21 protein-coding genes and 1 tRNA gene are annotated in these 21441 nt (G+C 71.0%); 4 read left to right on the top strand and 18 right to left on the bottom strand.

The window, feature by feature from the left end:
* The first annotated feature begins 7 nt into the window (after positions 1-7).
* Complete coding sequence (locus AC0HI0_RS38905) at positions 8-256, top strand: hypothetical protein (RefSeq protein WP_480928464.1); 249 nt, start codon at positions 8-10, stop codon at positions 254-256.
* 3 nt (positions 257-259) lie between these two features.
* On the opposite strand, the gene rsmI is transcribed toward AC0HI0_RS38905, so the two are convergent.
* Positions 260-1114: a 16S rRNA (cytidine(1402)-2'-O)-methyltransferase gene (rsmI, locus tag AC0HI0_RS38900; protein ID WP_480928463.1), complete on the bottom strand. Its 855-nt coding sequence runs from the start codon at positions 1112-1114 to the stop codon at positions 260-262.
* Positions 1115-1129: 15 nt separating this feature from the next.
* Between rsmI and AC0HI0_RS38895 the strand changes: the two genes are divergently transcribed.
* Entirely contained in the window at positions 1130-2701 is a 1572-nt protein-coding gene (locus AC0HI0_RS38895; protein ID WP_480928462.1) for a dolichyl-phosphate-mannose--protein mannosyltransferase, read from the top strand.
* Between the two features lie 22 nt (positions 2702-2723).
* On the opposite strand, the gene AC0HI0_RS38890 is transcribed toward AC0HI0_RS38895, so the two are convergent.
* Positions 2724-3182, bottom strand: a complete 459-nt coding sequence (locus AC0HI0_RS38890) for an Lrp/AsnC family transcriptional regulator (RefSeq protein ID WP_480928461.1) — start codon at positions 3180-3182, stop codon at positions 2724-2726.
* A 110-nt stretch (positions 3183-3292) separates the two neighbouring features.
* On the opposite strand from AC0HI0_RS38890, the gene AC0HI0_RS38885 reads away from it, so the two are divergent.
* The gene (locus AC0HI0_RS38885; protein WP_480928460.1) at positions 3293-3685 is read left to right on the top strand and encodes a DUF2000 domain-containing protein; all 393 of its coding nucleotides are present in this window, start codon (positions 3293-3295) and stop codon (positions 3683-3685) included.
* Positions 3682-4830: an APC family permease gene (locus AC0HI0_RS38880; RefSeq protein WP_480928459.1), complete on the top strand. Its 1149-nt coding sequence runs from the start codon at positions 3682-3684 to the stop codon at positions 4828-4830. Before AC0HI0_RS38885 ends, AC0HI0_RS38880 begins: the two co-directional genes overlap by 4 nt.
* On the opposite strand, the gene AC0HI0_RS38875 is transcribed toward AC0HI0_RS38880, so the two are convergent.
* From AC0HI0_RS38875 to AC0HI0_RS38800, 16 genes are all read right to left on the bottom strand, one after another.
* Positions 4781-6754 (bottom strand): serine/threonine-protein kinase, encoded by a 1974-nt coding sequence (locus AC0HI0_RS38875; RefSeq protein WP_480928458.1) that lies wholly within the window; start codon positions 6752-6754, stop codon positions 4781-4783. The two genes, AC0HI0_RS38880 and AC0HI0_RS38875, sit on opposite strands and share 50 nt — an antisense overlap.
* 16 nt (positions 6755-6770) lie before the next feature.
* Positions 6771-7340, bottom strand: a complete 570-nt coding sequence (locus AC0HI0_RS38870; protein ID WP_480928457.1) for a TetR/AcrR family transcriptional regulator — start codon at positions 7338-7340, stop codon at positions 6771-6773.
* 268 nt (positions 7341-7608) lie between these two features.
* On the bottom strand, positions 7609-8790 hold the full coding sequence (locus tag AC0HI0_RS38865; protein WP_480928456.1) for an alpha-lytic protease prodomain-containing protein: 1182 nt from the start codon (positions 8788-8790) through the stop codon (positions 7609-7611).
* A gap of 420 nt (positions 8791-9210) precedes the next feature.
* Entirely contained in the window at positions 9211-12213 is a 3003-nt protein-coding gene (locus AC0HI0_RS38860; RefSeq protein ID WP_480928455.1) for a UvrD-helicase domain-containing protein, read from the bottom strand.
* A gap of 88 nt (positions 12214-12301) precedes the next feature.
* Complete coding sequence (locus AC0HI0_RS38855) at positions 12302-12787, bottom strand: pyridoxamine 5'-phosphate oxidase family protein (protein WP_480928454.1); 486 nt, start codon at positions 12785-12787, stop codon at positions 12302-12304.
* 10 nt (positions 12788-12797) lie between these two features.
* Positions 12798-13604, bottom strand: coding sequence for a PIG-L family deacetylase (locus AC0HI0_RS38850; RefSeq protein WP_480928453.1), 807 nt, complete (start codon positions 13602-13604; stop codon positions 12798-12800).
* Positions 13605-13787: 183 nt separating this feature from the next.
* Positions 13788-14498 (bottom strand): hypothetical protein, encoded by a 711-nt coding sequence (locus tag AC0HI0_RS38845; RefSeq protein WP_480928452.1) that lies wholly within the window; start codon positions 14496-14498, stop codon positions 13788-13790.
* A 36-nt stretch (positions 14499-14534) separates the two neighbouring features.
* Positions 14535-15257, bottom strand: coding sequence for a Crp/Fnr family transcriptional regulator (locus AC0HI0_RS38840; protein WP_480928451.1), 723 nt, complete (start codon positions 15255-15257; stop codon positions 14535-14537).
* Positions 15258-15437: 180 nt separating this feature from the next.
* Complete coding sequence (locus AC0HI0_RS38835; protein WP_480928450.1) at positions 15438-15992, bottom strand: hypothetical protein; 555 nt, start codon at positions 15990-15992, stop codon at positions 15438-15440.
* Positions 15993-16076: 84 nt separating this feature from the next.
* Positions 16077-16787 carry a Crp/Fnr family transcriptional regulator gene (locus AC0HI0_RS38830; protein ID WP_480928449.1) on the bottom strand — a complete coding sequence of 237 codons (711 nt, stop codon included), beginning with the start codon at positions 16785-16787 and terminating at the stop codon, positions 16077-16079.
* A gap of 812 nt (positions 16788-17599) precedes the next feature.
* Positions 17600-17980 carry an RNA polymerase-binding protein RbpA gene (locus tag AC0HI0_RS38825; RefSeq protein ID WP_480928448.1) on the bottom strand — a complete coding sequence of 127 codons (381 nt, stop codon included), beginning with the start codon at positions 17978-17980 and terminating at the stop codon, positions 17600-17602.
* 34 nt (positions 17981-18014) lie between these two features.
* Positions 18015-18088 (bottom strand) — tRNA-Leu (locus AC0HI0_RS38820).
* A 94-nt stretch (positions 18089-18182) separates the two neighbouring features.
* Positions 18183-18599 (bottom strand): hypothetical protein, encoded by a 417-nt coding sequence (locus AC0HI0_RS38815; protein ID WP_480928447.1) that lies wholly within the window; start codon positions 18597-18599, stop codon positions 18183-18185.
* Entirely contained in the window at positions 18596-19999 is a 1404-nt protein-coding gene (locus tag AC0HI0_RS38810; protein WP_480928446.1) for a hypothetical protein, read from the bottom strand. Before AC0HI0_RS38810 ends, AC0HI0_RS38815 begins: the two co-directional genes overlap by 4 nt.
* A 246-nt stretch (positions 20000-20245) precedes the next feature.
* Positions 20246-20782, bottom strand: a complete 537-nt coding sequence (locus AC0HI0_RS38805) for a hypothetical protein (protein ID WP_480928445.1) — start codon at positions 20780-20782, stop codon at positions 20246-20248.
* Positions 20779-21201 (bottom strand): hypothetical protein, encoded by a 423-nt coding sequence (locus tag AC0HI0_RS38800; protein WP_480928444.1) that lies wholly within the window; start codon positions 21199-21201, stop codon positions 20779-20781. Before AC0HI0_RS38800 ends, AC0HI0_RS38805 begins: the two co-directional genes overlap by 4 nt.
* Positions 21202-21441: the final 240 nt, after the last annotated feature.

The raw sequence follows: 21441 nt of genomic DNA, 5'->3' as shown, positions 1-21441 counted from the left end.
CACCGTCATGGATCTTCTCGGGGATTTGGAATACGAGGCCAGGACGTTCGCGCCGAGGCTGTTCGCGCTGGTGGGCGTGAGCGCACGCCAAGCCGACGACCCCGGTTTCGTCGCCTGGGGGCTGGAGTTCGAGGAGCCGCGCAGCGCCGTCCTCTGGTCCGAGGGCGGCGGGACGTGGCAGTCGACCAGCGCGGACGCGCTCCTCGCCCGTCACCGGCTGCTCGGCGACGCCCGCCTGGTCTGGCTGGACGACTGAGCGTCAGCCGGCGCTCACCGCCGCGTCGTACAGGGCTTTCTTGCTCACCCCGGCCGCCGCCGCGACCTCGGCCGCCGCCGACTTCATCCGCTCGCCGTCGGCCACCCGCTGCCGCACCTCGGCCACCAGCGACTCCATGGACGGCCCCTCGACCGGCGCACCGGGCGCGAGCACCACCGTCACCTCGCCCTTCACCCCCTCCGCCGCCCATTCGGCCAGCTCACCGAGCCCGCCGCGCCGCACCTCCTCGTACGTCTTGGTCAGCTCCCGGCACACCGCCGCCCGCCGGTCGGCGCCCAACACCTCCGCCGCGTCGGCCAGCGTCGCCGCCAGCCGGTGCGGGGACTCGAAGAACACGACCGTGCGCGGCTCCGCGAGGAGTGCTCCGAACCAGCGTTGACGTTCACCGGATTTCCGGGGCGGGAAGCCGTCGAAGCAGAACCGGTCCGACGGCAGGCCCGACACCGCCAGCGCCGTCGTCACCGCCGAGGGCCCCGGCAGGCAGGTCACCCGCAGCCCCTCCTCGACGCACGCGGCCACCAGCCGGTACCCCGGATCCGACACGCTGGGCATCCCGGCGTCGGTCACCAGCAGCACCATCTGCCCCGCGTGCAGGGCGTCGACCAGACCGGGCAGCCGACTGGTCTCCACCTGGTCGTAGAAGCTCACCACGCGCCCGCCGACCTCGACGTCGAGCGCGGCGGCGAGCGAGCGGAGCCGTCTGGTGTCCTCGGCGGCCACCACGTCGGCGGTCGCCAGGGCGGCCACCAGGCGTGGCGAAGCGTCACCTACGTCGCCGAGCGGAGTAGCGGCGAGCACAAGACGGCCTGATCCCGATACAGGTCTCACACCGTTCACCCTACGATCGGCCCCGTGAGCCTGATCGCACCGCAGTCCGCAGACGACGTGGTCGACGTCGGGGAGCTGCCCCCGACCAGCCCGCCTCCGGGCAACGACCGCGAACAGCGGGCCCGGCAACTCGACCCCGGCCCGCTGAGCAGCGCGCTGCGCGGGTGGCTGGTCACCCTGGCCGTGGCGCTGGTCGGCGGCGTGGTGCGGTTCTGGAACCTGGGGTCGCCGACCGACAAGGGCACCCCGGTCTTCGACGAGAAGCACTACGTGCCGCAGGCCGCGCAGGTGCTGCGCAACGGCGGGTACGAGGACAACCCCGGCTACGAGCTGATCGTCCACCCGCCGCTGGGCAAGCAGCTGATCGCGATCGGCGAGTGGCTGTTCGGCTACGACGGCGTGGGCTGGCGGTTCGCCTCGGCTCTGGCCGGGACGATCGTGATCCTGCTGGTGGTCCGGGTCGCGCGCAGGCTGACCAGGTCGGACCTGCTGGCCGCGATCGCGGGCATGCTGCTGATCGCGGACGGCATGAGCCACGTGCAGTCGCGGATGGGGATGCTCGACAGCTTCCTGGTGCTGTTCGTGGTGGCGGCGTTCGCGTGCCTGGTGGTCGACCGGGAGCAGGTGCGGGCGCGGCTGGCCGTCGCGGTGCGCGAGGGCTGGGTGAACAACTCGGTGTTCGGGCCGTCGCTGGGCTTCCGGTGGTGGCGGTTCGCGGCGGGCCTCTCGCTGGGCCTGGCGTGCGGCGTGAAGTGGTCGGGTGCCTGGTACATCGCGTTCTTCGGCGTGCTGTCGGTGCTGTGGACCGCGACGGCGCGGCGCTCGGCGGGCGTGGAACGGCCGTGGCTGGGCGCGTTCGTGCGCGACCTGCTGCCGTCGCTGTTCGCGCTGCTGCTGATCCCGATCCTGGCTTACCTGGCCACGTGGTGGTCGTGGTTCGCCAGCGAGACGGGCGTCGACCGGCACGTGGCGGGCGTGAAGATCCCGGAGAACTCGTGGATCCCGGAGCCGTTGCGCGCGCTCTGGTACTACAGCGGCAACGTGCTGGACTTCCACACCAAGCTGGTGACGTCGGAGACGAACAAGCACCCGTGGGAGTCGAAGCCGTGGACGTGGCCCATGGGCCTGCGCCCGATGCTCTACTACTACGAGGGCGAGCTGACCGGCTGCGGCACGGCGACGTGCGTGGGCGCGATCATGCTCGTCGGCACGCCCGCGATGTGGTGGCTGGCGTTCCCCGTGCTGGCGTGGGCGCTGTGGAAGGCGATCGCCAAGCTGGACTGGCGCTACACCGCGATCCTCGTCGGCTACGGCGCGGGCTTCCTGCCGTGGTTCACCAACGTGGACCGGCAGATGTACTACTTCTACGCGATGCCCATGGCCCCGTTCCTGGTGCTGGGGATCGTGCTGGCGCTGGGCGAGATCCTCGGCAAGGCGTCGGCGGGCCAGGAACGCCGGGGCACCGGTCTGCTCGTCGTGGCCCTGTACGTGGGTCTGGTGGTGGCGAACTTCGTGTGGCTGTGGCCGATCCTCAACGGCGTGCCGATAACACCGGAGATGTGGGAAGCGCAGCGCTGGCTGCCGTCCTGGCGGTAGCGGCGCGGCCGGGAGGGCCCGGTCAGCGCGGGAGTTCGGTGAGGACCGGGTTGCGGGTGCTCTCGAAGATGACCGAACTGCGGAAGCTGACCACCTCCCGGCGTTCGCTGAGCCGGTCGATCAGGAACTCGTGCAGGTGTTCCAGGTCCTGCACGGCGACGTGGATCAGGAAGTCGTCGTCGCCCGCGCACACGTAGGTCGCCAGCACCTCCGGCAGGCCGATCAGCGCCGCCTTGAAGTTGTCGATGACGGCCCGGCTGAGCGGGCGGATCCGGCACGCCACGAACGCCTCCACGGGGCGGTTCAGGGCGGGGAGGTCGATGTCGGCGTGGTAGCCCTTGATGATGCCGCGCTCGCGCAGGAGGCGGACGCGTTCCAGTGCGGTGGACGGTGCCACGCCCAGCCGTCTGGCCAGTTCGCGGTTGGTCAGCCGGGCATCTGTCTGGAGATGGCGGATGATCGCCGAATCTAGTTCGTCCACGCGGCGATCATGCCAGGACGTGCCGAATTAGGTTCGGCGACAGGCGGTGAGCGCCGTGCGGATCGCTAGCTTCGACGGTATTCCACCGGTCGAATGAACGGATTCCCGCTGTGCTGGCCACCAAGATCGCTCTCGTCCTGCGTGCCGACCTGCCGTCGAACCTGGCCGCCAACGCGGCCGTCGTCCTCGGGCTGAGCCTGGGCGCACGACTGCCGGACATCCTCGGCGAGGACGGTGAGGACGGCGACGGCACCACCCACCTCGGCATCACCGACCACCCCGTCCCGGTGCTCACCGCGTCCGCCGGGCGGTTGACGGAGCTGCACGCGGCGGACGGGGTCACCGCCGTCGGCTTCACGGAGGTCGCCCGCCGGGCCCGCGCGTACGACGCCTACCTGGCGGACCTGGCCGGCGCGGAGGACCCGGAGTTCGTCGCGGTCGCGCTCTACGGGCCCCGGGACGTGGTCACGCGGCTGACCCGCAAACTCCCCCTGATGGCGTGAAGCTCACCGCGATGTACCTGGGCGCGGTCCTGGGTCCCGGCGTGCTGGTGCTGCCCGCGCTCGCCAACCGGGCCGCGGGGCCGGCCGCGCTCGTCGCGTGGGTGCTGCTGCTGGCGCTCAGCGTCCCCGTCGCGCGGTCGTTCGCGGCGCTGGGCGAGCGCTACCCCGGCGGGCACGGGGTGGCGGGGTACGTGGGGCGCGCGTTCGGGCCCCGGCTCCAGGCGGCGGTCGCGTGGTGGTTCTACTTCATCGGCGTGCCGGTCGGGGTGCTGGGCGGCGCGCTGGTCGGCGGGCGGTACGTGTCGCACGCCGTCGGGGGCGACCCGACGTTGACCGGTATCGCGATCCTCGTCGCCGCCTTCGTCGCCAACTACCTGGGGGTACACCTCTCGGCCCGAATCCAGGTACTGCTCGTCGGACTGCTCGCGCTGCTGATCGCGATCGGTATCGCGTTCCAGGTGCCGCACGTCTCGGCGCGCGATTTCGAGCCGTTCGCGCCGCACGGGTGGCTCGCGGTCGGGACGGCCGCGACGGTGTTGTTCTACGCGTTCGCGGGGTGGGAGGCGGCGAGCCACCTGTCCGGCGAGTTCACCGACCCGCGCAAGGCGACGAACCGCACGCTGGCCGTCGTCACCGTGCTCTACCTGGGGCTCGCGGTGACCACGGTGGCCGTGCCGGGAGACGTGCCGCTGGCGGCCCTGCTGGAACGCGCGTTCGGGCCGGCGGCGCGGGTCGTCACGGCGGTCGCGGCCGTCCTGCTGACGTTCGGCGCGGTCAACACCTACCTGGCCGGTGGCGCGAAACTGGGCGCGACCCTGCACGCCAAGCCCATCGCGAGGCACGGCCTGAGCACGCTCGCGGTCCTGTGCGCGCTGCTGATCGCGATCACGATCGCGGCGGAGGTCGGGCTGGACGTGCTGATGGCGGTCACGTCGACCGCGCTGACGGCGGTGACGGCGGCGGGCATGGCGGCGGCGGTGAAGCTGCTGCCGAACCGGGTGCTGCCCGCCGTCGCCCTCGCGTCCACCGCCGTGGTGCTCGCGTTCACCGGCAGGTGGCTGCTGGTCCCGCTGGTGGTGGGGGTGGTCGCGGCGGTCAGCGCACCGGTCGGGTCGGCGGCTCGGGCCGGTCGATCATCCGGGTGACCGGGCCCTCCTTGCTCACGCCCGCCTGGGACAGCCACGACCCGAGTTCGGCCCGGATCGCGGCCAGCGCCGGGCGGCGCTTCGGGTCGGCGTCCAGCGCGGTGGTGAGCAGCCGGTGGTGGGCGCTGCGCTGGGGCAGCTTCACGCACGGCTCGCCCTGCGCGGCGGCCATCAGCGACGAGATCGGGTTGTCCCGCGACCCGCGCGGCGGGTGCCCGGTCAGCGCGTAGCTCACCGTGGCGGCGAGCTGCCAGGCGTCCGACGCGGGGCTGGCCGCCTCGCCGCGCGCGGTCTCCGGGGCGAGGAAGTCGGGCGTGCCGACCATCATCCCGGTCGCGGTGAGCGTGCTGTCGCCCTTGGACCGCGCGATGCCGAAGTCGATCAGGTGCGCGGTGCCGCTGCCGTCCACGATCACGTTCGACGGCTTCACGTCCCGGTGCAGCACGCCCTGCTCGTGCGCGGCGGCCAGCGCGTCGGCCATGTTGACCCACAGCCGCGCGGCCAGCGTGTCCTGCAACAGGCCGCTCTTGAGCACCACGTCGGACAGCGGCCGGCCGTCGATGTACTCCATGACGATGGCCAGGCCGTCCGGGTCCTGCACGATGTCGAACACCCGCACGCAGTTCGGGTGCCGCACCGCCGCCAGGGCCCGCGCCTCGCGCAGCATCCGCTGCTCGGTGTCGTTGTCCGGGGCGTGCGCGAGCTTCACCGCGACCGTGCGGTCGAGCTGGGTGTCCACGGCCAGCCACACCGTGCCGAACCCGCCGCGCCCCAGCTGCCGGACGCGCCGGAACCGGCCGCTCGCCGGGTTCCACACCTTGCCGTCGGCGGTGGTGGGCGTGGGCATCGGCGAACTCGCGCCGGGGCCGAACGGCAGCGGGCCGGGGGTGTCGGCGAGCTGCGCGGGCTGCTGCTCGACGCGCGTGGGGCGCGGTCCGCTGGGCTGCTCGACGCGCGTCGGCCTCGGCCCGCTGGGCTGCTGGTGGGGCGGCTGGCCGGGCTGGTGGGCGGGCGGCTGCTCGGCGGGCGGCACCTCGGCGATCCGCGTCGGCGGGTACTGGCGCGGCTGCGGCGAGGGCTGCTGGGCCGGCGGGTTCGGGTTGTACGGCGGCACCGGCCGGTACGGCGGGATCTGCGCCGGCTGGTACGGCGGCGGCTTGGGCGGCCCCTGGTAGGGCGGCGGGTTGTGGCGCGACGACGCGGCGGCGGACGACGGCTGCTGCGACTGCGGGGAGTTCGGCGCGCCGCGCTCCCGGCCGGGGCGGTTGAGCATGGCGGTAGTCAACCCGAAAATCCGCACCACCAGTGAGCCGATCAGCGCAACCGGGAAGAATCCGAGCAGCAGGTGGCCCACCAGCGTCACGGGCAGTGCCGAGGTGGCTACCAGGAGGACCAGGAACGGCGGCCAGAACACCCGGCGCGGCCAGTTCGGGCCGAGCCGGAAGGCCGAACCCGCCTGCAGCATCACGAAGATCAGGCACAGCAGCGCGAGCACGCCGGTGATGCAGGCGGCGATCAGGAACGGCACGCCGGCCTGGCCGGTGATCACCTTCACGATGGACGGCGCGCGGACCAGGTACTCGTCCTGGGTGAGCGCGAAGCACGGCGACTCGCTCAGCGACTCCAGGCCGTCGAGCGAACCGGTGCGCAGCGCGTTGAACGTGCCGGAGAACAGGACCCACGGCAGCACCAGCGTGCTGGAGACGCCGAGGACGGCGAAGATCGCGCCGGTGACCGGGCCGTAGGAGTTGCCGACCACCCGGCGGACGGTGATCGCCAGCAGGGCCGCCACGGTGGGCAGCACGCCGATGAGCGCGCCCAGTGCCGTCGTGGTCCACGCCCAGTCACCGGGGCAGATCGGGACGGCGGTCCAGCCGTGCAGCCATGCGAGCAGCGACGTCGCCAGCTCCACGCCCTCCACCACCCCTTCTCGTCGCCTCTCAGGGTACGGGTGCGGGCCAGGCCGACAGGGCCGCACGGGCAACGTGGCCGAGTTCTTCGCGCGTCGCGCCGTCGCGGGCGAGCCCGGACATGCCGCGCACGGTCGCGGCGACGAAGACGGCCAGCCCGTGCGCGTCGGTGGTGCCCGGGAGCACGCCGGCGGCGACGTCGGCGCGGATCTTGGCCTCGAAGGCGTCCAGCGCGGCACGTCGGTGACCGGCCAGCTCGGGCGCGCTGAGCAGCAGGCAGCCGCGCGGGCGTCGCGGGTCGGTGTACTCGGCGGCGGCCTCGCGCAGGATCCGCCCGACGGCGGCGCGGGCCGTGGGTTCCTCGTCGAGCGCGCGGGCGGTGAACGCGCCGTAGGTGCGCTGGTAGCGCTCCACGACTTCGGCGAACAGCGCCTTCTTGTCGCCGAACGCGGCGTAGAGGCTGGGCGGGTTGACGCCGGTGAGCTTGGTGAGGTCCGCCACGGACGTCGCGTCGTAGCCCGTCCGCCAGAACGCGCGCGTCACCTGGTCCAGCACCTCGTCACGGTCGAACCCACGCCTGCGCCCCGCCACGGCCACCATTTTATAACGAGCGCTACAGTCCGCCGGGTGGTGGCCGGCGCACCACCGGGACCGCGAGACCCCCGGCCACCACGCGCCGGGAGCTTTTCCTTGCCCGACAACGGGTGCACCACCCGAAAAGCCGGGAACGGCCAGGTGAGGGACCTGGCCGTTCCCGGTGGTAGTGGGGGCGGGGCGCCTCCGCAAACGCCCCGTCATCCCCGGTAGACGCGTGGGGAAGGGGGGCCCGACGGCCGTCGAGCCCCACCCCCGCGCGTGTAGCTTGCCGCTAGCCCACGCGCGCCCACAGGGCGGGCACGGAGGGCGGATCCCAGCCGGTTTGGGACGTGTGCCCCTGCAAGCACCTGTACCCGACGCCGCTGTACGTGACGTTGGTGCCGGCCGCGTACGCGACGCCTGGCTGCCAGGAGGTACCGCCGCCGGGGTTGCTGGTCGTCGTGGTCGTCGGCCCGGTAGTCGGAGTGCCGCCGCCGTCGAGGACCAGCTGGAGGCCGTACGCCTGGAGGATCGGGTTCACCGGCTGGAAGTACGTCGTGCCGCCGGAGGAACAGTTCCCGGAACCGCCCGAGGTGACGCCCTGGGCCTGGTCGCCGGAGATCCACGAGCCGCCGGAGTCGCCGGGCTCGGCGCAGGCGTTCGTGCGGGTGACTCCGGAGATGGTGCCCTCAGGGTAGGTCACTGAGGTGTTCTTCTGCTGGATGGTGCCGCAGTGCCAACCGGTCGTGGAGCCGGACCGGCAGACCGAAGCGCCGACGGCGGCCTCGGTGGAACCCTTCACCGGAACGGTGCCGGGGTAGCGGTTGACCAGGCCGCGCGGGGTGTTGCCCGCAGCGACGCGGACCCACGCGTAGTCCCGACCCGGGAAGGTCGAGCCGGCGAACGTGCCGCTGGGCTGCGTGGTCGAGGCACCCGTGGTGCCGCAGTGCCCGGCGGTGACGAAGCCGCCGTTGACCGAGAAGCCGACCGAGCAGCGGGAACCGCTGCCGATGTAGTAGGCGTTGCCGCCGATCACGTCGATCAGGGCGCGCGGGTTCTCGGTGGACCGCTCGATCCGCACGTCGGCCGCGTCCACGCCGCTGGCCTGGATGAACGACTTCGCGCTGTCGGTGTTGCGGGCGAGCACGACCACGGAGTTGGACTGCACGTCCACGTACCACGCGGGCACGTCCTTGGGCGCGTTCTTGTTCGCGTCCAGCTTGGCCTTCAGCCCGTCGAGCTGGATCTGGCTGCGCTTGACCACCTTGGGGGTCGCGCCGGCGTCCTTGACCGCCTGGATCTGCGCCTGGCTGGTGACCGCCACGGTGAACTCGGTGGCGTCGCCGTTGAGCCACGAGCCGGCGTAGTCCGCGCCGAGCCTGGTCTTCAGGGACTGCTCGGTGGTCGCGGCCTTGGCTTCGCGGCCGATGCGGTCGCGGGCCTGGTCCGGGCTGATCTTGAAGTCACGCGCCATCGCGGCGATGACTCCGTCTTCCTGTTGCGCTGTGGGTGGGCCGGCGGTCGCTGAAGTGGTGAGAGCTGCTGCCACGCCGGCAGCACTCAGTACCGTGACGGCGACGGCGGCGGCGATACGTCGAGTCATCCGCTGTCTCCTTGCAGGGGTGGTGACACAGGATGCGGGGCCGTTGCGACCGACGCTAGCCGGCTGAGGGAGACGGCGGATATGCCAGTAGAGTCATAACGTCGGGTTATGGTCCAGTCCACTTGTGATCTTCTGGATCGGATTTTCGCAGGTGGAGCGCACACCCGGACACCCGGCAAACCGTTAAGTCGCCAGTGATGAGTTAACAGGCGACGACGGCCAAGCTACGCCCGGGGGCTGCCCGGCGGCAGTGGTTGGACGGTTCGGCGGCGGTCCGCGCCGCCGCCGGCGTCAGAGCAGGCTGAGCTGGGTGCCGCCCCGACGCCGCTTCGACCGGCCGTCGCCGATGCGCTCGACCCCGGTCAGCTCGGCCAGGAACGGCGACCGCGCGCGCTCGCCGGCGTGGCTGAGGAACAGGTGCCGCTGCGCCCGCGTCATCCCGACGAACATCAGCCGGCGCTCCTCGTCCACGTCGTCGTCGGCCGCCGAGCCGGGCCAGCGCAGGGGCAGCAGGCCGTCCTCGCACCCGACGATGAACACGACCGGGAACTCCAGGCCCTTCGACGCGTGCAGGGTGAGCAGCGAGATCCGGTCCGCGCGCGGGTCCCAGGTGTCGACCTCGACGCCCAGCGCCAACGTCGTGCCGAACCGCTCGAAGTCCTGGCCGCACTCCTGCGCCAGCGGCTTGAGCAGCTCGTAGGCGGTGTGGTCGTCGCCGGCCGCCGCGCGCACCCGGTCGAGCACGCGGTCCCCGGCCGTGAAGGCCATGTCGCGCACGATCCGGGCCACGCCGGGCCGGTCCGCGAGCCGGTCGTGCGACCGCTTCTGGAACGGCAGCCCGGACTGGGTCAGCGCGTCCACCAGCGCCCGAGACTGCCGGTCGGTCCGGTAGAGCACGGCGAAGTCGGAGAACCCCAGGCCGTGCGCGCCCTCGGACACCGACACCCGGCCGCTGTCGAACGCGTGGAACGACGCGCCGCCCAGCACCTGCTCGACCGTCCGCGCCACGAACACCGCCTCGGCCTGCTCGGACGACGCGTGGTGCACGGCGATCCGCGCGTCGCCGTGCTCGCCCACCGCCCGCAGCTCCCGTCCCGGCACCAGCGACGTCGGCGCGATCACCTGCATGGCACCGGCCACGACCAGCGCGCTGGACCGGTAGTTGCGGGTCAGCTGCACGCTGCGGGCACCGGGGAAGTCCTCGCGGAACCGCAGGAAGAACCCGACGTCCGCGCCCCGGAACCGGTAGATCGCCTGGTCCGGGTCGCCGATCGCGGTCAGGTTGCCGTCGGCCGGCGCGAGCAGCCGCAGCAGCCGGTACTGCTGCTCGTCCACGTCCTGGTACTCGTCCACGGAGATCCACCGGTACCGCGCGCGGTAGGCCGCGACCAGCTCGGGATCGTTCTCCAGCAACGACAACGGCACCGCGATCAGGTCGTCGAAGTCGACCAGGTCCAGCGCCCGCAACGCCTTCTTGTACTGCTCGCCGCCTTCGGCGACCAGCCGGCGCGCTTCCTTGTCCTCGCCCGCGACGGTGAGCGCGACCTCCAGCTGCCGGTCGGGGTCGGCGATCCCGAAGTCCGCGGACAGGCCCGCCGCGGCGTGGTGCTCGCGCAGGATCCGCACGCCCAGCGAGTGGAAGGTGGCCACGGTCAGCCGGCGGGCGTGCCCCGGTGCCAGCGCGGCCAGCCGTTCGGCCATCTCCTCGGCGGCGCGGCGGGTGAACGTGATCGCCAGGCACTCCTCCGGCGCGACCCCGCGCTCGGTGACCAGGTGCGCGATCCGGTGCGTCAGCGTGCGGGTCTTGCCCGTGCCCGGCCCGGCGATGATCAGCAACGGCCCGCCGGCCGACGCCGCCGCCGCGCGCTGCTCCGGATCAAGCCCGTCCAGCAACGACCTCCCACCGTCCACAACGGACTCTTCGGCGGGCTCGGGCTCGGCGGCCTCGGGCTCGGCGGCCTCGGGCAGGGCGGCCGGCGCGCGCGTCGGCTTGGCGGGCGCGGGTGCCGGCGGCTCGAAGTCGAACAGGGACAGCGACGCGCCGCGCCGGTCCAGCTCGCCCGGCTCGAACAGCCGGATCACGCCGTACTCGCCGTCGTAGCCCGCGTCGCGCACCACTTGGCCGCGCCGCAGCCGCTCCACGGCCTCGCCCAGCAACGTGGAGTGCGCGGCCAGGTCGTCCACCGGGACGTCCTGCAGGATCCCCAGTTCCGGGCCGAGCGCGGCGGTCAGCTTGTCGATCTCGCCGACCACCTTCTTGCTCTTGGGGCCGGTGCCCAGGATCTCGCTCATGATCTCCGGCAGCGGCACCAGGTTGCGGAACCCGGCGGCACCGTCCGGCCGGAAGCCCTCCGGGCGGTCCGCCAGCTCCTCCACCCGGCTGAGCACGCCGACGGTCAGCGGCTTGCCGCACTCGGGGCAGATCCCCCGGTGCGCCAGCGTTTCCGCGGGCTCCATCCGGACGCCGCACTTGCGGTGCCCGTCGACGTGGTACTTGCCCTCCTCCGGGAAGAACTCGATCGACCCGGCGAACCCCTCGCCGGTCTCCAGCGCGTGCTTGACCGAGTGGTAGTCCAGGTCGGTGTCGAACACCGTCGCCTCGCGGCCCAGCATCGGCGGCGAGTGCGCGTCGGAGTTGCTGACCAGGCGGTACCGGTCGAGGCCGGAGACCCGCCAGTTCATCTCGGGATCGCTGGACAGTCCGGTCTCCACGGCGAAGATGTGGTCGGCCAAGTCGACGTAGCAGTCCGCGATCGCGTCGAACCCGGATTTCGAGCCCAGCACGGCGAACCACGGCGTCCAGACGTGCGCGGGCACCAGGTAGCCGCCGCACTCCAGGGTGATCTCCAGCAGGTCCCGGGAGTCCAGGCCGAGGATCGGCCGCCCGTCCGAGCCGATGTTGCCGATCTTGGCCATCCGCCGGTTGAACACGGCCGCCGAGTCCAGGTCCGGCATGTAGACCAGGTGGTGCACCTTGCGGGTGCGGTCGCCGCGCTTGTAGATCGTGGAGATCTCCACGGACAGCATGAACCGGACCGGGGTCGCGGCGAGCGACGGCGCGAGCGTGCGGTCGATCTCGCGGTCCAGGTCGGCGCGCAACCGGAACAGGCCGGGCTCGGCGGGCACCAGGTTCTCCCGCAGGTGGTCGTGCCACGCGGGGTGGGTGAAGTCGCCGGTGCCGACCAGCGAGATCCCCTTGCGCCGCGCCCACCAGGTCAGGTGTTCCAGGTCGCAGTCCCGGCTGCAGGCTCGCGAGTACTTCGAGTGGATGTGGAGATCGGCCACGAAGCGCACCGACCAGATGCTAGCCCTGGCGCGGAATCCGCCGGGTGGCGGGACTCGCGCCCCCACCCGCGCGCGCCCACTCCGCCGACTTGCGGCTTCACGCGTCCGGCTTGCGGAACCCGATCATCCGGGTGGGCTCGATCCGGGCCCACGGCAGCGCGCTCATCCAGCCGTCCCACGCCTCCCGCCCGTAGACGCCGACCAGGAACTCCCGCAGGTCGCCCTCCGGAACGACCTCGTGCGCCGTCCCGTGCACCGTGACCTGCGCCCGCTCGCCGTCCACCACCGAGGCCGAGACCGCCGGCCGGGCGCGGATGTGCCGGAACCGCAGGGAATCCGCGCCCGAACCGAAGTGCAGCCGACCCCGGTGGAACAGCCCGTCGACCGGCCCGACCCGGGGCTGTCCCGCAGCGGTCACCGTGGCCAGCGCCATGACCCGCATCGCGCCCAGCTCCGCGACGACGCCCGCCGCGTCCAGCCGGCGCTCCGGCGTGACGACCGACCGCAGGTGCCGGCCCGCCGCCGCGTAGGAGTCGTCCAGCAGGCGCTGCAACCACTTCAGGTCCTCGGCCGTCTCGTGCACGTCCGCCAGGCTAGACGTCGAAGTCGTCCGGCGGCGTCCACGGATCGCCCACCTCGAACACCCGCTCGCGGTACTGGCGGTCCATCACGTTGTCCCAGTCGCCCGGTCCCAGTTCCGGGTCGTGCGACCGGTAGGCGTGCCACACGGCGGTCTTCTCGTCCTGCCAGAAGCCGTCGAAGTTCGGCGGGTTCCCCCGGATCACGTACCCGTCGTACTCGTCCCGCCGGATCCGGGTCCGCTTGCGCTCGTCCAGGTCCGCCATCGCCACCAGGATCGCGCCCGCCGTGTGGTCGACGTGGTCGCGGTCCCCCTCCCGGTGCCCGACGGTGCTCAACGTCCGGATGTACTCCGGTTCGGCCCGCGCCAACAGGTCCCGCAGCACCCGGACGAACGTCCGGCGGGTGTAGGACGGCCGGCCGTCGATCGGCTGCGCGACGAAGACCGGGTCGGTCACCATCCGCGCCAGGTCCCCGGTCTGGTCGCTGCCCCCGGCGGCGTGCACGTAGGTGAACACCAGCCGCACCCCGGTCCCGTCGAGCGTGTTGCTCGCGAGGTGTCGCCCGCCCAGCGCCAACGACTCGAAGCTCCACCGGTTCTCGACGTTGGCGGCCCGCGCGTACGCGGCCCGCGCCCCCTGGATCCGCATGTCGGCGTAGTCCATCCCGCACGCGGAGAACCCCTCCCCGCACGGGAGGTCCCCGGCGGTCAGGTACACCACCCACACCTCGAACCCGGCCCGCACGTCGGACAGGACGTCCGGGTTCATGAACAGCAGATCGTCGTCCGGGTGCGCCACGAAACTCACCGTGGTGGTCATCGGCCTCCCTCCCCTCACCCGGAGAAGAGGCCGCACCCCCCGCCCCGAATACCGAGCCGAGGTCACCAATACTCCCGCCCGCCGGCGGGCGCTACGGCCAAAGCGGGACAACCGCTCGTCAAAAAGCCCCCCGTTGCCCCGAACGGCGCTGTCGGGCCGGCCGCGGCCCGGCCGCCGGGGCTCTCACTCGCCGAGCCCGAGCACCACGTCCGGCGGCCCGTCGACCCGGAAGAGACGAACGGCGTCCGCGAGCTTCACGGACGCCGGTTCCGGCTTCGCCCTGCGACCGGGCCGGGGCGCGGGTTCGCCGCCGGGCGGCACCCAGAGCCAGCCCAGCCGGCGGAAGTCCTTGGCGGGCACGTGGATCGGCCGGAACCCGACCTGGTCGAGCCCGCGCTCGCCGCGGCGCACCACCTCGTTGTAGAACCGGTCGGACACGATCACGCCGAGGTCCTGCGCCGGTGAATCGGCCAGCGCCTGACGGAACCGGGGCGCGTCCACCAGCCGCGCGGTCGCCACCACCGGGTCGCCGCCCACGTGCGGCACGTCCATCACCGTCTCGCCGTGGTCCACGGCGACCCGCAGCCGCAGCCGGTGCTCCGGGTTCGTCACCCGGTTCACCTGGCCGAGCGCGATCGGGACCTCCCGCAGCACGAAGTCCGCGAGGATCCACGACTTCGCGACGCACGCCTCGATCACCAGCGTCGCGCTGTCCCCGTCGGCCCGCCGGAACGAGCCGCCGACCGGGTACCGGGGATCCCGGACCGCGTCGAACGCCAGGTCCAAAACGGACTCCAGCGCGCGGTCCAACAACACCTGCCGGCCGAGGTCCCCGGCGCCGGAGCCGACGACGTCGAACCGCAGCACCGTGCGCGCGAGTGCGAGTGTGCTCACGTTGCCTCACTGGAGGGGAAGGAGTCGCGGATGTGATCACCCTTGGGGGCAGGCACCGCGGCCACCACATCCGCTGACGTCTTTCGCGGAGTTCAGACCGGACAGTGCCGCGAAGCAGCCCAGGCAGGGGATGTCGACCCGGCCGTACCCGGTGACGACCAGCCGGCGCGCCCGCAGCCCCCGCAACGCGCGCTGCGCCGACACGTGCGACGCCGCCGCGAGCTGCGCCAGTTCCTCCTGTCCCAACGGCACGGACGCCCCGCGCGGCGCGAGCGCACCGTCCTCGGCGAACAGCCCGGCCAGCTCCGTCAGCACCCGCGCGACCCTGGTGTCCACGCTGTCCGAGGTCAGCTCGGACTGCTTGCGCTCGGCGTCGCGCAGCCGCTGGGACACCTGCCGGACGACCTCTCGGGCGAGCGCGGGCCGTTCGACCATGATCCCCATGAACCGGGCCTTGGCGATCTTCGTGGCCGACACCGGGTCGTGCGCCACCACGGACGCGGAGCGCGGCCCGTCGTCCACGCAGGCCATCTCGCCGAGCAACTCGCCGCTGCCCCGGATCCCGAGCAGCCGCTCGTGCCCGGCGCCGTCCCGGGCGACCACCTTGACCCGACCGGACCCGACCAGCAGCACGCAATCCCCCGGATCGCCCTGCCGCATGAGGTGGTCCCCGGCCGCATAGCGGACCGGCCGCCCCGATTCCACCAAAGCCCGCAAATCAGCGGCCCGAACCCGGACCGCGAACACTTTTCCGACCATCCCGCCACCCCCGCCCACGGCCCCACCCGCCGACGTCGCCACCACGCGCTGTCGCCGCAACACGATGCCCCGACCGGAGTCGGATTTCCAGTCGCCCCGTCGAGAAAACCCGGGTTGTTCCGCCGAATCCGAAATACCAGGGAGAAACGCGGCCCGGAGTCGCGAAGACTCCGGGCCAGGTCACCGTTCCCGCTTGGGCACGAAGACCCACGCGGAACACCGGGTGCCCTTCACGGACACCTCGACCGGGCGGAACGGGACCCGGTCCAGGCCGCGTTCGCCGTTGAGCACGACCTCCTGGTGGAGGCGGTCCGACACGATCACGCCGAAGTCCTCCTGCGGCGCGTCGGCCAGTGCTTGGCGGAACGGCTCGGCGTCGATCAGCCGGGCCGTGCTGATCACCGGGTCGCCCGCGATGTGCGGCGGGTCGATCACGGTGGGCCCGACGTCCACCGCGATCCGCAGCCGCAGCCGGTAGCGGTCGATCAGCGGCTTGTTGACGTCGGCGAGCGCGAGGTCGAACTCGCGCAGCACGATGTCCGACAGCACCCACGTCTTGGGGATGTCGGCACCGAACGCCAACGTCACGCTGTCGCCGTCGTCGCGCTTGAAGCGCCGCGCCGGCGCGTACAGGTTGTGGTGGTCGAGGATCGCCAGCGCGTTGTCGAGCGCCTCGGTCAGCGCCTGGTCGAGGTGTCGCTGACGGCGCCTGCCCCCGGACCCTGAGTCGACCACGTCCAAACGCGCTACGGTGCAGTCGGTGGCAAGGAGAGCGTTCACAATGCCTCGCTGGATGGGTTCGTCGCGGAAACGTCGCCGTCACTGTTCAGGGCAGGAGCCGACCCCGTAACATCCGTTGATACTTCCGGGCAACTTTCCGTACTTCTGCGTTGACAAGGCAGCCCGCTGAAGGCAGGCGAGGCACGGGATGAGCACCGCTCCCTTGCGCGCCCGGCCGTCCACGATGCGCTGGTCGCGCAGGACTTTCATGCCGCGCAGCACGGACAGGTCGGAGATCCCGGCCAGACCGCCGAGCTGGGGCTGGGTCAGCGGCACCAGCAGCCGCCCGGACGTCGGGTCCTCGGTGAACCCCTCGGCCGCCTGCACGAGCGCCCGGACCAGGGCCGCGCCCGAGGTCGCCTTGGCGTGCCGCGCCTCGGCGGCCCGCAGCTTGGCGATCACCAGCCGCAGCAGGTCCTGCTGGATGCGCGGGTTCGCGTCGAGGTAGGCCAGGAAGTGCTTGCCGGGGATCTTCACCACCGTCACCTCGTCGTGGGCCTGCACCGAGGCCGTGCGCAGCCCGTCTTGGAAGAACGCGAACTCGCCGAGCAGCTCGCCCCGCCGCCGGACCGCCATCAGCCCGTGCTCGCCGCTGTGGATCGTCACGTGGCCGTGCAGCAGCACCATCACGCAGTCGCTGGGCTCCCCCTGCCTCATCAGGAAGGCCCCGGCCGGGTACCGCGCCTTGTGCCCGCGACCGACCAGGTCCTCGAATTCCTCGGGACGCACTCGCGTCTCGAAGGTGTTCATACGCCCGATCCGCCCCTCGTCAGATAATTCCACCCGACTCCGCCAGAAAACCCGGACAAGATCACCGACCGGCCCCGCCCGACCATTGGTCCGAGTGCCCACAGAATGCCCCGCGATCGCCCCGGATTCCAGTCATCCCGACAACAGCGGGGACAACGCAACGAATCCTCACAAGAATTGCGCCGTCCCGGACCCGGACCGCCCGAAGACTCCGGAACTCCGCAGCGAGTTGCGCACCAGCGCGGATCCGGGCGAAGCCCTGCCAACGGGCGAACCGGGCCGACGCGAGGGGGCGTCCAACGGGTGGCCGTCGAACCGGTCGTGCGCAGTCGCCATCGTCCGGTCCGGAGGGCGAGGCGGACGGAGACGGCCCGCGAGCTGACTACACCACAGGAGAACCCCACACCGCCGAACTCAACCAGAGCCGGGGGTCCGGGGGCGGAGCCCTCCGGGCGGGGTGTGGGGGTTGCACCCCCACAAAACACTACGAGACGAGGCGGTCGACGCTTTCCGTCGACACACCTCGCCCCGAGACGAGTGGACCTAAGTACACCCCATGAGAACCCTCTTGTGGCTGCTCAAGGCCCTGAGCAGCTCATTAGGGCTGTTGGCCCCCGTGGCACCAACTAGGTAGCTGGTGAGGGGGACACCGGTCCCCCTCACGGCTCCCACCGTCGCGTTCGAGCCTTCTAAGTGCTTGCCACCGCCCAGACCAGCATTGAGCACGGGCGGTTTGGCCGGTGCAGATCGGCCCCGCGATTCACCGTCACGGGACCGACGCTTCCAGGTTGCGGTTGGCGTGTGTCATGCGGTCAGCCCTCCTGTTGTAAGGGAGGTGGAGCAGGTTCCGTGCTGCGGGACAACGCGAGCGCCGCTAGGCGTTCGTCTAGGAGTTCCTGTAGCTCGGCGACGGTTCGTCGGCTGTACAGATCGTGTTCGTGCCTGCTGTGGGCGGGTGCGGCGGCCGGTTCAGGGGTGGAGGCGGTGCGGTGGCCGGTTGCGCCGTGGTGGACGCGACAGGGCCACACCCCAGGTACCTCCGCCTCCGGCGCGAAGGGCACGGTGAAGTCGTGGCCTGCGGGGCAGTGGTAGGCCGTCTCCCAGGCGGCGGACTGGACGCCGCGGTCGCTCTCGATGACGAACGTGCCGCCGCCTCCCGGTCGTCGTCCGGCGAAGTGCGGGCGGTCGTGCACGTGTCCTCCCGGACGTAGGTGTGTGGTTCCTGGGTACCCCTGAACGGATTCGAACCGTCGCTGAGACCGTTTTAAGCGGCTGCCTCTGCCAAGCTGGGCTACAGGGGCTGGGTGGAGCGCGTCGGAGTCAGAGCTGTGGGGGGTGCTCCGGCCTGGGGCGACAGGCCGGAGCACCCTTCACCGGGGGAGGGGTCGCCCGGTGTCAAAGGGGTGGTGGCGGTTCGGGGGTTTGGTCGTCGGTAGTTCGGTCGAGGTGGCGGGCGAGGCCGACCGCGACCGTGAGGCCATGGTCCCGGCTGGGCCAGATGTTGAGCGCGAGCCAGAGTGCGAAGACCGCACTCAGCGCGGTCAGGATGAACCCGAGCTGGATCGGGCCACCTTCCAGGACCACGAACACGCCAACAGCCAGGGTTGCGACGGATGTCCACAGGACGTTGCGGCGGAAGGCGTCGAGGTGTGCCCAGCGTCGCAGCACCGGGCTGTGGACGCTGAGTCTCACCACCGTGCGCAGATAGCTGAACGTCGTGTCCTGGGCACCCACGCGCTGCCAGACGGCGATGTACCGTGCAGCTCTTTCGGCAGCGAACAGCGACACGTCGGGCTCAGGGTTATCGGTCATCGCTGCCTCCGACGTTGCCCTGGTTTGAGCACACCCGCTCGGATCAGGTAACGCCCGATGGTCCCCACATGGACCTGGTGCACCCTCGCCAGTGCCTCGCGACTCTTGCCCTTGGTGAACTCGTGGGCGATCAACGCCTCACCCTTGGCTCGGACCGGGTCGGCCAAGTCGCGGTAGCGGATCTGGGGGCCGATCGGAAGTTCAGGCACCAGGTGGTCGCCGGTGGCCAGCAACCGGATGGGATCGCGGTCCGAAGCGGACGCTTCCACGTCGGGCGCACGAGGCCGCACCGGCACCAAACGGGCCTCACCCTGACCGGGGGTGAACGTCGACCGCGTTTCCTCGGCGCTCATCCCGGCCAGGTACGCGTGTCCGTCGACTGTGAGCACGTGCATGCGATCCGAGAACTCCAGGCACCATCCCACGATCCGCAGATAGTCGTTGGCCTCGTCCACCTCGACCACGGCCGCAAGCCTCGGCGCACACTCGTTGACCGCCAGGTCCAGGAACTCGGCGAAAACCCGCTCGTCACGAACGGACGCCGTCGACTTGCGTGGCGTGGAGTCGTTGCCGGGCAAAGGCGGTGCGGGCCAGCACGGATAGCCGAACCAGTCCACCGCGATCACCTTCGCCGCAGGCAGCTCGACGGTGTTTGTCGAGACCGCGAGCAACAAGGCGACTTCCTCGCGCTCCGCCTCTGCCCCCTCGGACAGAACGGTCAAGGCACGCCGGAACTTCTTCCGTGCCGCGCTCCGATGACCGTCCGCCCACAGTGCACGCCCCAGGGAGACCAGGACGCCTGCCAGGAGATCACCGCAGGGCGACACAGACTTCCGCGCCGACAGCTTCACGACGGCACGAAGCGCCCGTTCGCAGTGCCAGACACCATCGGCGGCACGGCCGGCCTCGACGTAGAGCGCCCCGAGCACGAGGTCCGCCCGCGCGATGCCCCACTGGTCGCCGTAATACCGGTAGGCATCCCGCAGATGCTCGGCACAGTCCACCAACCGATCCAGACGACCCATGTCGTTCACGGCCCTCTCGGAACGGAAAAGTCGGGCGCGCGAGTGGAGCGCGTCCACGAGACCGATCAGGTCACGAGCCTTCTCCCACACCACCACCTCCCTCGACACCGCGTAGTCAGCGCGCTGAAACTGGCCCTGTCTGGCGAAGAAGTCCGCACACGACCGCCACGCGCCAGCCACATGTTCGGAATCCGGCGCGAGTCCGCCCACCCAGTCGGTGAGTCGGCAGAGCCCGTCCAGTTCCTCCGGCGTCCCGGCCTGCTCCGCGACCCTCCACATACCCGCCACCATCACGGCGGCAGACTCGACGTCACCGGAGTCGGCGAACGCCACGGCCCGAGGCATCTCAGCGAACGCCGTCGTCATCGTGGTCACTAACCCAACCCTTCGCCTTCCGCCCCGTCCGGGCTTGACGTGCTCTCCGTCCGGCCAACCGGCGCAACCTGCCCCACGGCATCACACACAGCACAAAAGCAAACGACAGAACCACCAGAACAACGGTCCACATCCACGCCTCGGCGGAGTTCAACTTTCCATCGCCGACAAGGACCGCCATCACCACGTGCGGTATCTATGACCACCACCGGGAGCGGCGGCCTGTCGGGGCCGGCGCGCTCACGACTAATCCTGACGTGGAAGAACACTCCGCGACGGCACCGTCATGTCCTGAGGTGACGTACCCGGCGGATACGCCAACGTCACCAAAGCCGAAGGGTCTCCCCCGCCGTCGGCGAGCGACACAGCTTCTGCAAGTCGGCGATCGAAGGCGAGTGCGGCGGCCTCGTCCTCGGCTGCTGCCGCAGCTTGCTCCGGCTCAACCACCTTCACCACATCCAGTTCACGCGCCAGCTGAAAGCCGGCCAACCCGAGCCGGGTCGAGACGTCGGACACCTCGTGAAGCAACGCCCCCAACGGCTTAACAGGTTGGTCAGACTCGACTTGCCGTCGACTAAGTTCATTCTGCAATCGCGTTTGTGCAACGACGAGCAATGGCAAAACCTGGTTGACGAACCCCAGAACCCGTAGCAACCCGTGGGTTCGGTCGTCCGTTTCTGCCCAGCCATCAAAATCCAACTCTTCTGGTGCCTGCAACCACGCAGGACGGCCTTCCCCAGATGGGGGACCGACCTCTGGCACATCGTGCAACAATTCGCTCATGGTGCCGCCTCCTCTTCTTCCTCGTCATCGACCACTACAATCTGGGAAGCCGCGCTAAGAATCTGATCCGTCAACTCCCGCTGCATCACCCCGGTATCAGCCAGGTTCCCCCAGGACGGGATTACTACGGAGACAGTCATTCGCAGCAACAAAACGTCCCTCAACGCCAGGAAACCCACACCGTTGACCTGGCGGTCCGAGAACACCGCACTCAACCGGTAACCGCGCCTCTCACAAAAGTCGCGGACGTACTGCCGTCCCGCTTCGACCTCGGACTGCAACTGGGCAAAGATGTAGCCGTAGACCGTGACCGGTTCCCCACCAGTGGACTGAACAGGCGATCGCAACATCTCGACGATCCGCAATTCATCTGGCCCGTCGTCGCTGCCGGCTTCACCTACCAACACGACAGGCCCCACGACATGACTGCCCAGGGGGCGGGCGAACGACGGAGCAAACCCCTAGGCCATGTGCTCGGAACGTCGCCACCCGCCACGAAACCCGGCGCTACCCCCGCCAGGTAAGCCTCGTTGCACAACGTCGAGACCGACACAAAAGCCGTCATTTGGATCGCCACCCATCCACATGTCCACGCATCTCGAATGCAACTGATCACAGCTAGCTGTGATCAGTTACGCGAGGCTTGACGGGGGCTGACG

It is taken from the genome of Saccharothrix sp. NBAS 001 (assembly GCF_056640475.1).
This window is presented reverse-complemented; position numbering and strand designations above follow the sequence as displayed.

Excerpts from the sequence above, each read along its gene's own strand:
- AC0HI0_RS38905 (WP_480928464.1), top strand. The coding sequence starts at position 8 with ATGGATCTTCTCGGGGATTTGGAATACGAGGCCAGGACGTTCGCGCCG.
- AC0HI0_RS38870 (WP_480928457.1), bottom strand. The coding sequence starts at position 7,340 with ATGGTGGCCGTGGCGGGGCGCAGGCGTGGGTTCGACCGTGACGAGGTG.
- AC0HI0_RS38865 (WP_480928456.1), bottom strand. The coding sequence starts at position 8,790 with ATGGCGCGTGACTTCAAGATCAGCCCGGACCAGGCCCGCGACCGCATC.
- AC0HI0_RS38850 (WP_480928453.1), bottom strand. The coding sequence starts at position 13,604 with ATGACCACCACGGTGAGTTTCGTGGCGCACCCGGACGACGATCTGCTG.
- AC0HI0_RS38840 (WP_480928451.1), bottom strand. The coding sequence starts at position 15,257 with ATGGTCGGAAAAGTGTTCGCGGTCCGGGTTCGGGCCGCTGATTTGCGG.
- AC0HI0_RS38830 (WP_480928449.1), bottom strand. The coding sequence starts at position 16,787 with ATGAACACCTTCGAGACGCGAGTGCGTCCCGAGGAATTCGAGGACCTG.
- AC0HI0_RS38815 (WP_480928447.1), bottom strand. The coding sequence starts at position 18,599 with ATGACCGATAACCCTGAGCCCGACGTGTCGCTGTTCGCTGCCGAAAGA.
- AC0HI0_RS38805 (WP_480928445.1), bottom strand. The coding sequence starts at position 20,782 with ATGAGCGAATTGTTGCACGATGTGCCAGAGGTCGGTCCCCCATCTGGG.